Source organism: Natrinema zhouii (assembly GCF_013456555.2).
GTDB classification, from domain to species: Archaea; Halobacteriota; Halobacteria; order Halobacteriales; family Natrialbaceae; genus Natrinema; species Natrinema zhouii.
Window position 1 is genome coordinate 3,115,293 of the sequence record NZ_CP059154.1, and the last position, 15,418, is coordinate 3,130,710.

A 15,418-nucleotide genomic window follows, 5' to 3' on the forward strand; every position below is an offset into this window, starting at 1 on the left:
TGCAATCAGTCTTACAGGCCCGCGGGCAGGTCCGAGCCCTCGAGCGCGCTCCGGACGTCCGACGGTGCGGCCTCGTACCTGTTGACCGGCTCGAGCACATTACTCTCGTGCTCGTCAGAGTAACTGACCTCGCCCCAGATGGAGGCGACGGAGGCCTGATTGTTCTCGGTGAACTCGTACTCCCCGACCGGTCCCGTGTGTTGCATCCCGGAAAACTGATCGATGAGGTCGTCAGCGTTTACGCTGCCGCCTTCTTCGATAGCGTTCTTGTACAGGTAGACGGCCCGGTAGGCACCCTCCGCGTTGTACGTCGGCAGAGTATCATACTCCTCTATATAGGTCTCCCGGAACGTCTGGTTCTCCTCGATGTCGGGGACGAAGGGGTCGTAGCGGGTCGAGGCCCATTCTCCTTCGGGGAGCGGACTTCCATCGGAGGGCAGGTCCGTCCCCATCCCGACGCTGAACAGCGTGTGGTCGATCTGATCGAACCAGCCGGAGTCCTCGGCCTGTCCGAGGAACGTTGTCAGGTCCGATCCCCACAGCGGCGTGATAACGGCGTCCGGATCCGCATCTAGGATCGAGCTAATGAACGGCGAGTAGTCGTTCGTCTCGAGTTCGGGGAACTGTTCGGTTTCGAACGTGGCGTCAACGTCGAACCCGTTCATGAACGCCTGGAAGTAGTTCCAGGTTTCGGTTCCGAACGCGTAGTTGGGGCCGATCGTCGCCCAGTCGGTCGCGTCGAGCTCTGAAGCGGTCTGGGCGGCACCATACATATCGTGGGCGACGGTGTTGGAACACCGGTAGACGTAGTCATTACCGACTGACTCCTCGTGTTCGCCCTCCGGAGAGGTAACAAACGGAGTCCCTGCGTGGGTGATCATCAACGGGATCTGGTTCTGTCTGATCAGCGGTGCGAGGTTCTTCGCGACGCCGCTGCTGTCGAGTCCCACTAGCCCGTCGACGCTTTCTTCCTCGATCAGACTAATCATCTGGTCCCTCGCCGTGCCGGAGTCCGCCTCCGTATCACGGAGGATCACCTCGACATCGTCGCCGTCGATACCGCCGTCATCGTTAATCTCCTGAGCGGCGAGGTCGTATCCACGCTCGGCTTCATCCCCGTACAGCGAGGCGAAGCCAGACATGATGTTCATCGCTCCCAGCGTGACGCCGCTGCTGCCACCACCCATACAGCCGGCGATCGATGCGAGAGCTGCACCGGCTGTCGCCGTTTTAAGGAAGGTACGCCGTCTGTACCCGCTTCGACTGCTTTGCTGTATGACACCGTCTTTCCCTTGTTCCATGTTACTTCCAACCACGATTGACCACACCCCAAGTGGCCAAGGTATATATATAAATATAATGTATAAATTCAGATGTGTTTTGATATGAGTTACAGCTATTCGAACCAGATATCACTCTTCCATCCTACATTCCTCAACATTATACGCATAATCCGCGGTGTTATGTGTCTGGTTATAATTGTGCCATATTGACCAGTGAGGGCCGGAGCAAGCCCACCGTCGAAACTAGTATCAACTGAGAAGGAAGATCTTGGAAGAGGGCGCTAGAATTGAACGGAAATGACCGCATTCAGAATTATCAGAACTGGTAATGGGTGGATGAATTTTTTGAGGGGTGACTGTTTGGATAGCTGCAATGGCTATTGACGAGGCCGACCAGTCGGATGCCGGGGACTTCTCCGAGGGGGAGGCGTCCGATCCTGCGTCGGAGGACGAGCGGGCCCACGAGTCGGAGCCGAGATCGAACTCGGCCATCCGCGTTGGAGAATACACGTGGGAAGAGTTCATGGACGAACACGGACATGGCGACGAGGTATCCGTCCTGTATCCGGACGATCCCAATCCCGCGGATAATCAACTCGGGCTCGATACCGACGAGGACATCGGGACGACGGTTCCGAGCGGTGACGACTGGAATCGGGTCGAGTTCGATCCGGAAGCGTATCTCGGCCATCACCCGGACGCCCTCGAGGACACCCTGTTGCCGATCGCCGGCGACAACGCGGACGCGCTCTGGGAGATTTTCTGCGAGTACGCCGACCCCGAAACGACGCCGGTCGTCAAGGACACCTGGACCTGGGAGCACTACAAGTGGGAGTACTACTACGAGGACGACGGGAGTCGCCCACGCGACGGTGCCGGGGAGATCGTCCGCCACGACGAGGAGGACGCGCTCGGTTTCGATCCCGACACGATAGAGGGGCGTCTCGCGGCCGGCAACGACGCCGCGCTGGAACTGGACGATATCGTCGAGGAACGGACCGTCAACGTGCAAGAAGAGATCGAGGAAGACGAGTTCTTCTCGACGACCGCGGGCAATACCACCGTCGCCAACCGATACGATCTCGAGAAGGCAGTGCCCCTCGAGAAGAAGACCCACTTCCGCGAACTCGAGCGCTACTGGGTGAACAAACCCTACGCCTACGTTATCATCTTCCACTCGGAGAAGGAAAACGAGAAGAAGTACTACATGATCGAGCCGTACCAGAACGAGATCGAGGACGAACTCAAGGAGTTCCTCTCGGGCAAACTCAGGACGGCAATCAAGTACTCCGAAGACGGCATCAAGGAACAATCGACCGAGGACGGCCGACGGACGGTCATCGACGACGAAACGCGACGGCTCCTCGAGCGATACGATCTCTTCGAGGCGACCTCCGGCGAGACATCGGAAGGGATCCTCGAGACGCTCCGGGGACTCCTCGATGACGACGAGGAAGACGCGGAGACCGACGACGGCCCGAGTCAACTCGAGGGAATCGAAGTGCGGCCCGAGCCCGCGATTCTCGAGGACGATCCGGACACGATGAGCGAGTATCAGGTCGAGAAGCTCCTCTACCTGCTCAAGCGAGACTTCATCGGCTACGAGCGCATCGACGGCATCAAACACGACATCAACGTCGAGGACATCTCCGTCGACGGCTACAACTCGCCGGTCTTCGTCTACCACTCCGAGTACGAACAGATCATTTCGAACATCTACCACGGCGAGGACGAACTCGACGACTTCGTCGTCAAACTCGCCCAGCGCTCGGGGAAAGGAATCAGTAAGCGGCTGCCGCAGGTCGACGCGACGCTGCCCGACGGCTCGCGTGCACAGCTCACGCTCGGGAAGGAAGTGTCCGCACACGGGACGAACTACACCATCCGCCAGTTCAAAGACGTCCCCTTCACCCCGATCGACCTCATCAACTGGAACACCTTCTCGCTCGACGAGATGGCGTTCCTCTGGCTCGCCATCGAGAATCACAAGAGCCTGATCTTCGCCGGGGGGACCGCCTCCGGGAAGACGACCTCGCTGAACGCCGTCTCGCTGTTTATCCCCTCGAGCGCGAAGATCGTCTCGATCGAGGACACCCGCGAGGTTGAACTCCCCCAGCGAAACTGGATCGCCAGCGTCACCCGCCCATCGTTCACCGACGACGAACAGGGCGACGTCGACGAGTTCGACCTGCTCGAGGCCGCACTGCGACAGCGGCCCGACTACATCGTCATGGGTGAGATCCGCGGTGAGGAAGGGCGAACGCTGTTTCAGGTCATGTCGACCGGTCACACCACCTACACCACCTTCCACGCCGACTCCGTCGACGAGGTCCTCAAGCGGTTCACGACGGACCCGATCAACGTCTCGAAAACGATGTTCACGGCGCTGGATCTGGTCTCGATCCAGACCCAGACCCGGGTACAGGGGAACAAGGTTCGCCGGAACAAGTCGCTGACCGAGATCAACCATTACGAGGCGGAACACGACGAGATCAACGTTCAGGACGTCTACCAGTGGCAGGCCGAAACCGACGAGTACCTCAAGATGGGGGACTCGAATACTCTGGATGAGATTCAGTTCGATCGCGGCTGGAGCATGGAGAAACTCCAGGAGGAGCTGTTCCAGCGAGAAGTCATCCTCGCCTATCTCATCAAGAACGGACTGAACACGTACGCACAGGTCGCCGCAACGGTGCAAGCGTTCGTCAACGATCCCGAGACGATCCTCACGCTCATCGCGAACGGTCAACTCGAGGACAGCCTCGAGGACCTCCGGGAGATGGAGAGCGTTCTGATCGACGTCGACCCGGAGAAAGAGGAACTCGTCCCGCGACCCGATGCGACCAGCGAGACGTACAACCTCTCGATGGACATTCTCGAGCGAGCCGAGGAGTCGCTGTTCGAGGAGTACCGCGGGAAGGTCCCGAGCGGCCTCGCGAGCGCCCTCGGCGACGTCGAGGAAGAGAGCACGATCGAGGTCGACAGTGCCGATAGCGAGGAGTTCGACTTCGCCGGTGCTGTCGACGAAACGGTCGACGAAGACCGATGGGAACTCGGCGACAGTTCGTCGGCGTTCGCCGTCGAGGGCGACGACGGCAGCGACGAACCGGCATGGCTCAGCGAAGACACAGGGTTCGCCATCGGCGGTAACAGTGACAGCGACGAGACTGCCGCAAGCGCTGCCGATGCCGCGACCGGTGGAGCGACTACCGCTAATGCGAGTGCGTCAGACGACGCGTCCCACACCCACGCCGGCGATAGTTCGACCGCGATAGAGCCGGCACCGACAGCCGACGAGTCCAGTGGCGCCGCCTCCTCGAGTAGCGGTTCACAGCCTCCGACTGCGGCCGATACCGAATCGAAAACCGGGGCTGCGGCCACTGACGCTGAGCCGACGGGCCGCGAAGAAATGGAGACGACAGCGGACCGGTCGGCGGCCTCGAGTCCAGCTGCGGGATCGAACGGTGATGGAGCGAACTCGGCCCAAAACGCATCGACGGTACTTCCGACAGACGACGCCGAGGACGGCGATCTGGGCGGACTGTTCGACGATATGGGGAAGACGATCGACGAACTCGGCAATCCGGACGTCGATCGAGCGGAGCGCAGCGAGGAGCCGACGACCAGCCAGCCGGATACGTCCGGCTTCGATTCGATGTTCCCGGAAGACGACCTCGATTCGATCTTCGATCCGGAGTCGTCCGACGGCGGAGCACCGAGCGAATCCGGTACGCAGTCCGACGAGGAGCCAGACTCGGCCTCGGCGGCCGCTGCCGACACCGGCGGTTCCCCAGCCTCGAGTAGCGCAGATTCGAGCACCGGGGATGAGCCGGAGACGCCCACGATCGATGTCGACCGCGAGTCGAGCTCAGATCGGGATGAGGCGAGTACCGAGCCACTGGTAACGGATGCCGGAGCCAGCAACGAGACGGCGGCCGATAGTGCAGACGAACGGCGTTCGGATCGCGACGACCAGCCAGCAGGGGATCCCGTCGTCGAACCGCCGACGATCGATGTCGATGACGACACGTCGGATCCACCGGATAGCATGACGGACGATGCGACCAACAGCACGGGAGCGGAAGCGGACGATTCGACGAGTGAGACACAGTCTGCTTCCACCGAGACGGTGACCGACGACTCGGCATCGGCCGACGAAGTCGCGGCCGATACCGAAGCCAACACCGACACTGAAGCTGCCGATACCGACGAGGGAGAGTCGATATTCGACGGCGGGGCTGACTCCATCTTCGGCGACGACGAAGACGTAACCGACGATGACGATGGATCCCTGTTCGACGGCAGCGAGACGAGCGACGAGGGATCGATCTTCAGGGACGACCAGACCGACACTGACCGCGAATCGACGGACGGTAACACCGGGATCTTTGACGACGAAACCGACGAGGACGATGCTGCGACGGACGAAACCGACGAGGACGGCGACGCATGAGCCTGCAAACTGACGACAGTGGCGGCTCGAGTATGTCAGCCAGTTCCGACGCGCTAGGTGACCGGTTCTACCCCCTGTACGATCGCCTGTTTGGCGACGACAGCGAGTTCGTCGCCGACGTCGAGACGAAACTCGCACAGGCTCGAATGAGCGATACGGTCGAACTCTACCTCTCGAGAGCGCTCGGGATCGGATTCATCAGCGGCCTGAGTCTCTGGCTGGTCGGCCTGATGCTCGGCTACGGCGTCTTCGCGATCGGCCTCCTCTCGAACGAAGCGCTCATCGGCATTCCGGTCGGTCACGGGCTCCTCCTCGAGCTCATCGAACTACTTCGCATCCCGGCTGTCGTCTTCTTTACCGGGTTGGTGTTCGGCTCGATCGGCTTCGCGATCGGGTTCGGTTCGATGGTCGCGATCCCCTACTCGCGCGCCTCGACCCGTAAGCGCGAGATCAACATGCTGTTGACCGACTCGGTCTCGTTCATGTACGCCCTGTCGGTCGGCGGCCTGAATCAACTCGAGATCATCGAGGCGATGGCGCAAGCCGACGATACCTACGGTGAGGTCGCAAAGGAGTTCCAGAGCATCGTCAAGGAGACCGAGTACTTCGACATCGACTACCGAACGGCGATCCGGAAACAGGCGCTTCAGACGCCCAGCGACGACCTCTCTCAGTTCCTGACTGACATGCTCTCGATCGTCAACAGCGGCGGCGACATCGAGAGCTTCCTCGAGGACAAGAAGGAAAAGCACATGCGGACCGCAAAGCAGGAACAGGAACTCACCCTCGAGACGCTCGAGCTGTTCGGTGAGATGTACATGACGCTGTCGCTGTTCCCGCTCCTGTTGATCATCATTATGGTCGTCATGAAGATGATTCCCAACGCGACCGTGACGGACCAGATGCTCTACATGGTCGTCTACGGGCTAATTCCGATGATCGGCGTCGGCTTCCTCGTCCTCGTCTCGACGGTCAAACACGACGAACCCGGTGATGGCTTTCTCTCGATGGGGAACACCGAACAGCGGACCGAAACGGGCCAGGAAGGCGGATTGCTGAGCCTCGGACTCGTCGAGCAGTTCACCGGCGAGCACAGCATCTTCGATCGGGTCAAGAACCGCGAGGGGACCTACGAGACGATGGAAGTCCTGCGGAAGCCCCACCTCTTCTTCCGAGACAATCCGCTGGTAACCCTTGCGCTGACCGTTCCCATGGTCCTGGTCATCGTCGTGACGGCCATGGTAAACGGGTCGGCTCCCACTTCCTGGCAGGGGATGCTCGATAGGCCGATCTGGGGAACGTTCATCTACGTCTATTTGCCCCTCTATATCACGGCGATCCCGCTCTCGATCTTCCGCGAGTGGAACGTCAGACACCGAAACTCCGTCGTCAACAAGCTCTCCGAAGACCTGCGGAAGCTCTCGAGTTCGAACGATACCGGACTGACCCTACTCGAGTCGCTCAAGTCCGTCTCCGATACCACGAACGGCAAGCTGGCTCGCGAGTTCGAGATGATGCACACGAAGGTCAACTACGGAATGAGCCTGAAGGAGGCGCTCATCGAGTTCAACAACAAGTACCACATCCCGCGACTCGCCCGGACGACACGACTGATCACCGAAGCGCAGGAAGCGTCGAACCAGATCTCGGACGTGCTTCGGACGGCCGCCACTGCGAGCGAGAACCACGACGATATTGAACGCGAACGGAAGTCCCGGACTCGCATGCAGATCGTAATCATCATCATGACGTTCATGACAGTGCTGGCGGTGATCGCGATCCTCAAGACGCAGTTCATCGATACGATGGCGGGGCTCAACGCCGGCGGTGGCGGTTCCGAGGCCAGTGCCAGCGCCGGCGGAGGAAGCGGAATGGAAGGGGCCAACCTCAGCGAGAACATCGACGTCGACATGCTGTCGGTGTTGTTCTTCCACGCGGTGACGCTGCAGGCGATCATCTCCGGGTTCATCTGCGGGTATATCCGGGACGCGGACTTGCTGAGCGGGTTGAAGTACGCGGTCGCACTGTCGTCGATCGCACTCATCGGCTGGATGCTGGTGGCCTAATATGATCGAGAACAGAACGGACGAACGGAAAGAGGGACGGACTCGAGTGCGGCGGCCACGAACCATCAGTATCTCGTTGGCCGAGCGGGGCCAGACGACACAGGACTTCGCCATCGGAATCGGCGTCTTTCTGTTAGCGATCGCATTCGTCTTCTCGTTTCTCCCATCGATCGTGACGCCGTTTGACTCGTCAGTTAGTGGGGCCGAGACGGCACAGGCGGATCGAATCGTGGACCGAATCGTCCACAATGTTTCGACTGACACGCCGAACGAACTCGACAGTTCAGACTTCAATGAGAACTATACCGGTACAAACCTAGCTGCCCAACTCGGATTGCGAGCGAATGGTCCTGGTAGTGACGATACCGTGTACGACAATGTCAACGTAAGTGTTGTCTCGATAAACGGTAGCGTGCCCGTCACTGACGCCAATGGAGAGAAGTTGGCTGGTGGTGAACACTATTCAGATCAACCGGCAGCGAGCGCTGCGCGAATTGTCACGGTAAACAGCCCAGATACCTGTACACCAGCCTGCAGACTCATAGTGAGAGTGTGGTGATTCGATGACTCAAAAACAGACTACTGATACCGACCGCGGACAGGCCTACACCCTCGAGGGCTTCATCGGTGCGATGGTCGTGTTGATGGCCGTCCTGTTCGCGCTACAGTCGGCCGTGATTACGCCGTCGACGGGCGGATTAGCTGATCGGTCGGTCCAGGCCCAAATTCAACAGGAGACACAGGACGCACTGGTCGTCGCCGCAACGGCTGAGGAGGACGAAGCAAGGAGCCTCTCGTACATGGTCCGTCACTGGGACGAGACCGGTGGATTCGAAGGGGCTGACGATTCGACCTACGACATGAGCGAGGACTATTTCAAAGACGAGTTTAAATTGGGTGCCATTTTAGAGGGCCGATTCGGAGAGGGATGGAGCTACAACGTCGAACTCCATCCCCAGAACGACAACGAGAAGACACACGAACTCGTCTATCAGGGGAATCCATCCTCGAGTGCCGTGACGGCGAGTTATACTGTCACGCTGTATAGCGATCAGAATGCAACTGGAAGCGATAAGCGAGAACTTTCCGTTATTAACGATGATGATTCGACAGAAGCGGCAATAGACGATATCGATGATAGCAATGGACCGGTGTACAACGTAGTCGAAGTGAGGGTAGTCGTATGGTAACCGACGACCGGAGTCGCGGACAGGTAATCCTAATCGGGGCGATCACTCTCGCATTCATCATTCTCGGGATTGTCGTCGTCTTCAACGGAGTTCTCTACACCGAAACCCTCTCGTCGGGTTCGTCAGGCCAAAGTGCGGCCGACGCCACGGTTACCGAACTCGAAATCGAACAGGGTATCGCCTGCGTCCTTGCGAGAGGCAACGAGAATATCGAGGAAAACATCACGGCTTTCAACAACGCCTACCGAAACGCAACGACTGAGTCGACGACGACCGCTGTAAATATCAGCGTTGGGAAGGACCCGAGTCTAGAGAGCACGAATATCACGATCACCTACGATTCGAACGGCATTAGTTACGAACAGAAACGAATGATCAGAGAGGGTGACTGCCTGACGAGGGGCTCATGATCAGATCCCGTTCCGACCGAGATCGGGGGGTGTCGATCTCCGTCACACACGTCCTCACGATCGGGATCACGACGATCCTCATCGCCATGTTATTGACGAGTGCCAGTACGATGCTGGAGACAGAGTCGGATCACAGCGCGGAGGAGTCACTCGAGACGATCGGCGAACGGCTCGCCGACGAAATCAGGAACGTGGATCAAATTGGAGATGCAAACACGACCGTCAATGCTACTGTCAAACATCCACGGCGGGCTGCGAGTTCGAGGTACACTGTCGAGTTAGAATCGAGCTGTGACGCTCCGTTGATCGCCCCATCTACAAATACGGATTGTCTGAAACTGACAGCACACAGCGCTAGTGCCGTTGTTTACGTTCCAATCGAGACCGATGCAGATCTCAAGGGAGAAGCCACTGGCGGGACCATCGAGATACAGTATAACAGTAACGGGGATATTTCGATCACGGAGGGAAGCCAATGATCTCGAGCCGAAATAGAACGACCACTAAACAGACGGATAACGACCGTGCCGTATCAGATATGATCGCGTTCATGCTCGTGTTCGCGACGATAATCGGTTCCGTCGCGTTGTTGTCGACGTTCGGAATACAGGCGATGACCGACTACCAAGAGGGCGAGCAACTGCAAAACGCCGAGCGAGCGATGATTTCACTCTCGGATAATTTCGACGACGTACTCCGACACGATGGAATCGAACAACGGTACGGTGAACTCTCGCTTCGAGAGGGGACAATCACAACCGGCAACAGTGGGACGGACGTCACTATTGAGGACAAGAATGGTGTCTCCCTTCACGACACTAACCTCGGTACATTCGCATACCAATCCGGATCGGACACGATCGCATACGAAGGTGGTGGTGTCTTCCGGTCTGATGGGGAGGGAAGTGTCGTTCTCAAACGCCCCTCACTTGCATGCCGAGAAGACAACGGAGTAGCGATCATCTCTCTCATAAAAGTCGCCTCGGAAAAGCGGTCGATACAGAGCAGCGGTGGACTCGGCGTGACGATGACTGAAACTGATCGGAATCGAACCGTCTACGACAATATTGATACCGTTACTGTCACAGCCAACACGGACTCGAGCTACGAGGGCGCATGGAACGATGTGTATAATAGCGACGACAAGTGGACGTGCGAAGCTGATCGAGCCGTCGTCACAATTGTCACGGTCGATATCGAATATTGACCAAAGCAGTCCCCGGAAATCACATTCGATATCCTACGGCTTCGGTTCTGCGGCGAAATTCTCTCAGCCCCAATCTCCGGTGAGCATCGCTCGCAGTCCCGCTCGAGCGGCCAGTGCTTCGACACGAGCAGCATGCTCGTTGATGTCGCCAGCAGTCTCGAGAACGAAGCCATTCGCGAGTCGTTCCGGATCGTCCATCGGTGAGCCGTCGGCGTGAGTAGGATCAGCGTTGAGAATCGTTCGATCGGTCTCTTCCGGAGACCAGGGAACGTCGACGCCGGCGAGGCCGCGCTCGAGGAGGTAGTCGGCGGCCTCCACAAGCGCCCCTGCCGACGTCGAGTGGCCGATCGCACCGATCGAACTCCGGTCGTTGAAGAACCGCACGACGTATTCGCCGTCCTCGCTGTCCCCTCGAGCTTCGCTTTCGCTCGCACCTGCGTTGCTATCAACCGCCGTCGGCTCCGAGACACCGTCTCGAGTATCGAGTCCTGACTGGCCGGTACCACCCTGATTCGTGTCGTCTTCCGTCTCGAGCTCGGTATCGGTACTCGAGTCCGTGTCGACGGACGACTCATTCAAGGTGCCGTCCGCATCGGTGGTCTCAGTGGCGTCACTATCCCGGTCAACACTGCCCGGTCTGGAACGAGAATCGGGATCGCTCTCCGCACTCGGAACTCCGTCGTCGGTGATTGCTGACTCGCTGAACTGGACCGAAACGGCTGCGTCGTCGTCCGGTGGTGGTGCTCCGTCCTCGGCGAACGCGACGACCAGTTGATCGAGGAACCTGGCGGTCGCGGTCTCGAGTTCCTCGGCGTAGATGTCGCCCTGAACGGTGGCGTCCGCAAGCCGGTCGGCGACCGACTCGACGAGCGTCGGCCGATCGACGGCGAGCTGTCTGGCAACGTGAGATCGCGTGTGTCGTCCCAGACGCTGGCCGATCGTCGCTCTCGAGAAGCCGGCGAGCATCGATTCGTTCGCGGCGAGTTCGGCGCACTCGAGCGCCCAGTATTCGATGTCCGTCGTGCCGGCCAGCAGGAGGTACTGTCGGCCGTTCGTGTAGATTGCACGGTCGACGCCCGTCCAAGCCATCGCTCGCCGGAGGGCGTTCGCTCGAGACTCAGTGAGCGACTCGGTAGCGGGCTCGACGGCGACGAACAGGGCCGGAACCGACTCGACGGTCGGCACGTACTCGAGACGAACGTCGTCGACGACCCGGTCGGTCACACACGCATCGGTCCGGACGGTCCAGCCGAGCGCCTCGAGGAAGGGCTCGACGAGCCAGGTTCGGGTCTCCCGCAGAGTGGTCGGTGGCGAGGAGTCGACCAGCGCCGCGGTGCGGGCGACGAACGCATCGAGGTCGAGCGAAGGCATTCATCGGACGTATTCGGCGGACCGCTATGTAACAAGTGGTTATTTTCCAGCTCGCGAACCTGTGTCGTCTCGCGTTCGGTCAGCGAGGATTCCGAACGCGAGTTCGCGCGCCGGCCGGGTCACGGAGCGTTCGAACCGCTGACGTCTCGCTGGTAAATCCGCAGGCGCGCCTCGCGGACGTCGAACGCCGACTGGAGAGTCGGCGGGATCGTCTCGGCCTTGCCGATGACGAGGTAGCCGTCTCGTCGCAGCGACCGCGCGATCGTCTCGAGCATCGGCTCCTTATACGCGTTGTCGATGTATATAAACAGGTTGCGACAGATGACGAGGTCGAATCCGGCCTTCGGCTCGTCGTTGATCAGATCGTGACGCTGGAAGCGGACGTTCCGTTTCGCGGCGTCGCGGATCCGGTAGGTCCGGCCGTCGACCTCGACGTAGCGGTGGTAGTTGTTGAGAAAGGAGAGCTGCTCGTCCAGATCGATGGTCCGCGATTCCTCGTAGACGCCGTTCCGCGCCGTCTCGAGCGCCGGAGAACTGATGTCGGTCCCGAGAACGGAAACGGACGATTCGTCAATTTTTGGGTCCTCGTGGGCAAGCATTGACACTGAGTACGGCTCCCGGCCGTCGGCACACGCGGCACTCCAGACCCGGACGGTGTCCGTCGTCTCCGAGAGCCGCCGGAGGATCGTCCGAATTCCGGCCCAGACGTCCGGGTTGCGAAAGAATCCCGTGACGTTGATGCTCAGCGCCTCGAGGAGCGCTTCCTGTTCGTCCGGATCGGTACGGAGCAACTCGAAGTACGTCGCGTAGCTCTCGCGCTGGGTGCGGCGCATTCGCGATGAAACGCGGCGGTCGAGATAGCTGTCGTTGTAGTGGCTCGTCGCGAACGCCAGTTCGTCCTCGACGAATTCGAGAAGCGCGGCGAACGCGTCGTCATCGTCGAGTTCCGTGGTATCGTTGTCATCGGATGCAGTGCCGTTATTACTATTTGGAGTAGTGTCTGTGTCGCTCCCGCCGTCGCCGATCACAGCTCCGTCACTCCGTTGTCGGCGTCCGAGCTCTTGATGGTGAGCGTCCCCGTACCGGGCGTGAACTCGACGGTTCGGCCGTATTCGCCGCCGACATCCTCTCCCTCGAGCGGGACGCCTAGCTTCTCGAGTTCCTCTTTCGCGGCGGCGATGTTTCGCTGGCCGACGCCGTCGCCGAAGCTCTCGAATTCGAACATATCGCTGCCGCCGGCAATCTTCGCTTCGACGGTAGTGTAGCTGGCACCCTGTTCGACCATCCGGCGCAACAGCGCGCGGATCGCCGTATCGGCGTACTTCCCGGGTTTGCGGTCGCTGTTGTCCGCGGCGTCGCCGTCGGGCAACATGACGTGGGCCAAGCCGCCGATTTCCGATCCAGGATCGTACAGTGCGATGGCCAGACACGAACCCAGCCCGTAGGACTTGAGCGTGTCGTCGCCGTCGCTGACGATCAGCTCCGAGATGCCGACCTGGACCGGCGTCGGTGCGCCCGGTTCGGTGCCGTAGGTTTTCATGAGGTATCGACTTCTTGGAACTCCGCCGTCGTCGGAGCGTCTTCGATCCGATCGACGTCGAGGCTGTTCAACGCCCGCTCGAGATCCGATTCGTCGGGGATCGCGTACACTTCACAGTCGAACTCGCGACCGTCGGCCATGACGACCGTATCGAAGACGAACGCGAAGTCCTGGTTCTCGCCCAGTTGGATGATCACTGGGTCGACGGCCGCCGCGCCGATATCGTGGATGAACTCCGGCGGCGAGTGATCGATCGTCGTATCGAGCACGTTCGCCCAGCCGTCGAGAAAGCCGCTGGCCATGATGTTTCCCAGTTCCTTGATCGCGCTGGTCCCCATCTCGCCGAAGCCGTCTTCATCGACTTCCATCGGCACCATCGCGTCGACGATCTCGTGGGCCGACTCCTCGTCGAACAGGAAGAGGAGATAGCCGCTGGGCATCCCGTCGAACTCGAAGGCGACCCCGACGAGTTTTTCGTTCGCTACCTGTTCGGGGATCGCCTCGAGCGAGACGAAGTTGAGCCGCCGAATTTCGACGCTCGTATCGATGCCGGTCAGCGTGGTCGCCGTCTTGGCGACCTCCTCGGCACCCCGCTCGGCCATGCGATCGAAGCCGTCGAGTTTGTCGTACTCGATGCCGTTGCTGGTCCGCAGTTGCTCGAGGAGCGCCGACATCGACTCGCGTTTCGGGAAGAGGTAGTGGCTGAAGCCGACCTCCGTGCCGACGGTCTCGATCTGGCTCTGGAAGAGCAAGGCGAGGTCGTCGTCCGCAGGGGCCTCGTCGATGTCGCCGAAGAACGGGTCGGCGGACTCACTCTCGACGAACTCCGGCGTCGAGACGTCGATGACCGCCTCGAGGACATCGGCCCAGCCGTCGATGAAGCCGCTGTTGATGATGTGACCGACCTCCGTGGCTGCGCTCTTGGTCATCTCGTCGAACTCGTCGATCTCGCCGGTATCGGCGTCGGCGTCCACGTCGGTGTCCGCTTCCGCGAGCAGGGTTTCGACGATTCGGAGCGCGTTCTCGCGCTCGAAGACGACCACCGAGTAGCCGTCGATTGCGCCCGTCAGCTTGACCCGGACGCCGACTTTCTCGGTCGAATCCTCGAAGTCGCGCCGGATCTCCTGCCCGCGCATGAAGTTGAGTTTCGTCACGCCGACCTGCGTCTCGACGCCGAGCATGTGTGTCAGTCGACCCGCCGCCAGTCCGGCGCCCTCTCGAGCCATCCGGTAGAACGTACCGAGTGCGTTGACGTCGAGTTTCATGCGGGTTGGACTTCGATGCCGTTGACCATTTCAACGAACTCTTCCAAGTCGGGGAAGGCGTAGATTTCGGCTTCGATCTGATAGCTGGGGACTGACAGGTCCGAGTCGAAGAACAGCGCCAGATCGTCGCCGCCGAGGCTTGCCGTCCGGGTAACGATGTCCTCCGTCGGCGCGTAGACGAGCTGCGGTGCGGCGATGTCGATCGCGCGCCCGAGTACGTCGGCCCAGCCGTCGATGAAACCGCTGGCCATCATATTCCCCATCTCTTCGACGGCGCTCCGGGCCATCTTTCCGGAGACGTCGCCCATGTCGTCGACGACGTCGCGCAGCATGATCGCCGTGATCTTCTTCGCGCTCGCCTCGGGGAAGAGGATGAGGATGTGCCCGTGTGGCGGGTCCAACAGCCGGACGCGGACGCCGACTCGTTTCCCGCTGTCGAGTTGGGATCCGATATCGTCGACGTCGATGAAGTTGGTCTTGGTCACCTCCATCTGTGCGTCTTCACCGGTTAGTTTACTCATGTTGTCGGCGACGCCGTTCGTCCCGACCTTTGCCATCTCGTTTATGAAGCTCAGCTTTCGTATATCGACCATCATCGTCATGGATTCCTCCGTAGGGTTGGGTGTTCGCGTT

13 protein-coding genes are annotated in these 15,418 nt (G+C 60.0%); 7 read left to right on the top strand and 6 right to left on the bottom strand.

The window, feature by feature from the left end:
* Positions 1-11 precede the first annotated feature (11 nt).
* Positions 12-1,301: an ABC transporter substrate-binding protein gene (locus tag HYG81_RS34260; protein WP_180840641.1), complete on the bottom strand. Its 1,290-nt coding sequence runs from the start codon at positions 1,299-1,301 to the stop codon at positions 12-14.
* Between the two features lie 355 nt (positions 1,302-1,656).
* Here HYG81_RS34260 and HYG81_RS34265 point away from each other — a divergent pair, with 355 nt between their 5' ends.
* From HYG81_RS34265 to HYG81_RS34295, 7 genes are read left to right on the top strand one after another with little or no spacing between them, the layout of a single operon-like run.
* Positions 1,657-5,736, top strand: coding sequence for an ATPase, T2SS/T4P/T4SS family (locus tag HYG81_RS34265; RefSeq protein ID WP_180840642.1), 4,080 nt, complete (start codon positions 1,657-1,659; stop codon positions 5,734-5,736).
* A complete protein-coding gene (locus tag HYG81_RS34270) occupies positions 5,733-7,802 on the top strand; it encodes a type II secretion system F family protein (protein ID WP_180840643.1) in 2,070 nt (689 codons plus the stop codon). Before HYG81_RS34265 ends, HYG81_RS34270 begins: the two co-directional genes overlap by 4 nt.
* A 1-nt stretch (position 7,803) precedes the next feature.
* On the top strand, positions 7,804-8,361 hold the full coding sequence (locus HYG81_RS45790; RefSeq protein WP_180840644.1) for a DUF7287 family protein: 558 nt from the start codon (positions 7,804-7,806) through the stop codon (positions 8,359-8,361).
* A gap of 4 nt (positions 8,362-8,365) precedes the next feature.
* Positions 8,366-8,992: a DUF7288 family protein gene (locus HYG81_RS34280; RefSeq protein WP_180840645.1), complete on the top strand. Its 627-nt coding sequence runs from the start codon at positions 8,366-8,368 to the stop codon at positions 8,990-8,992.
* Positions 8,986-9,402, top strand: a complete 417-nt coding sequence (locus HYG81_RS34285) for a hypothetical protein (protein WP_180840646.1) — start codon at positions 8,986-8,988, stop codon at positions 9,400-9,402. Before HYG81_RS34280 ends, HYG81_RS34285 begins: the two co-directional genes overlap by 7 nt.
* Positions 9,399-9,881, top strand: coding sequence for a DUF7266 family protein (locus HYG81_RS34290; RefSeq protein WP_180840647.1), 483 nt, complete (start codon positions 9,399-9,401; stop codon positions 9,879-9,881). The genes HYG81_RS34285 and HYG81_RS34290 overlap by 4 nt, the downstream gene beginning before the upstream one ends.
* A 59-nt stretch (positions 9,882-9,940) precedes the next feature.
* On the top strand, positions 9,941-10,609 hold the full coding sequence (locus HYG81_RS34295; RefSeq protein WP_226375966.1) for a DUF7289 family protein: 669 nt from the start codon (positions 9,941-9,943) through the stop codon (positions 10,607-10,609).
* Positions 10,610-10,672: 63 nt separating this feature from the next.
* On the opposite strand, the gene HYG81_RS34300 is transcribed toward HYG81_RS34295, so the two are convergent.
* From HYG81_RS34300 to HYG81_RS34320, 5 genes are all read right to left on the bottom strand, one after another.
* Positions 10,673-11,980, bottom strand: a complete 1,308-nt coding sequence (locus HYG81_RS34300) for a hypothetical protein (protein ID WP_180840649.1) — start codon at positions 11,978-11,980, stop codon at positions 10,673-10,675.
* Positions 11,981-12,099: 119 nt separating this feature from the next.
* The gene (locus tag HYG81_RS34305; RefSeq protein WP_180840650.1) at positions 12,100-13,008 is read right to left on the bottom strand and encodes a CheR family methyltransferase; all 909 of its coding nucleotides are present in this window, start codon (positions 13,006-13,008) and stop codon (positions 12,100-12,102) included.
* Positions 13,005-13,520 carry a chemotaxis protein CheD gene (locus HYG81_RS34310; protein ID WP_180840651.1) on the bottom strand — a complete coding sequence of 172 codons (516 nt, stop codon included), beginning with the start codon at positions 13,518-13,520 and terminating at the stop codon, positions 13,005-13,007. The genes HYG81_RS34305 and HYG81_RS34310 overlap by 4 nt, the downstream gene beginning before the upstream one ends.
* Positions 13,517-14,785, bottom strand: a complete 1,269-nt coding sequence (locus HYG81_RS34315) for a chemotaxis protein CheC (RefSeq protein ID WP_180840652.1) — start codon at positions 14,783-14,785, stop codon at positions 13,517-13,519. The genes HYG81_RS34310 and HYG81_RS34315 overlap by 4 nt, the downstream gene beginning before the upstream one ends.
* A complete protein-coding gene (locus HYG81_RS34320) occupies positions 14,782-15,387 on the bottom strand; it encodes a chemotaxis protein CheC (protein WP_180840653.1) in 606 nt (201 codons plus the stop codon). The genes HYG81_RS34315 and HYG81_RS34320 overlap by 4 nt, the downstream gene beginning before the upstream one ends.
* Between the last annotated feature and the right edge of the window lie 31 nt (positions 15,388-15,418).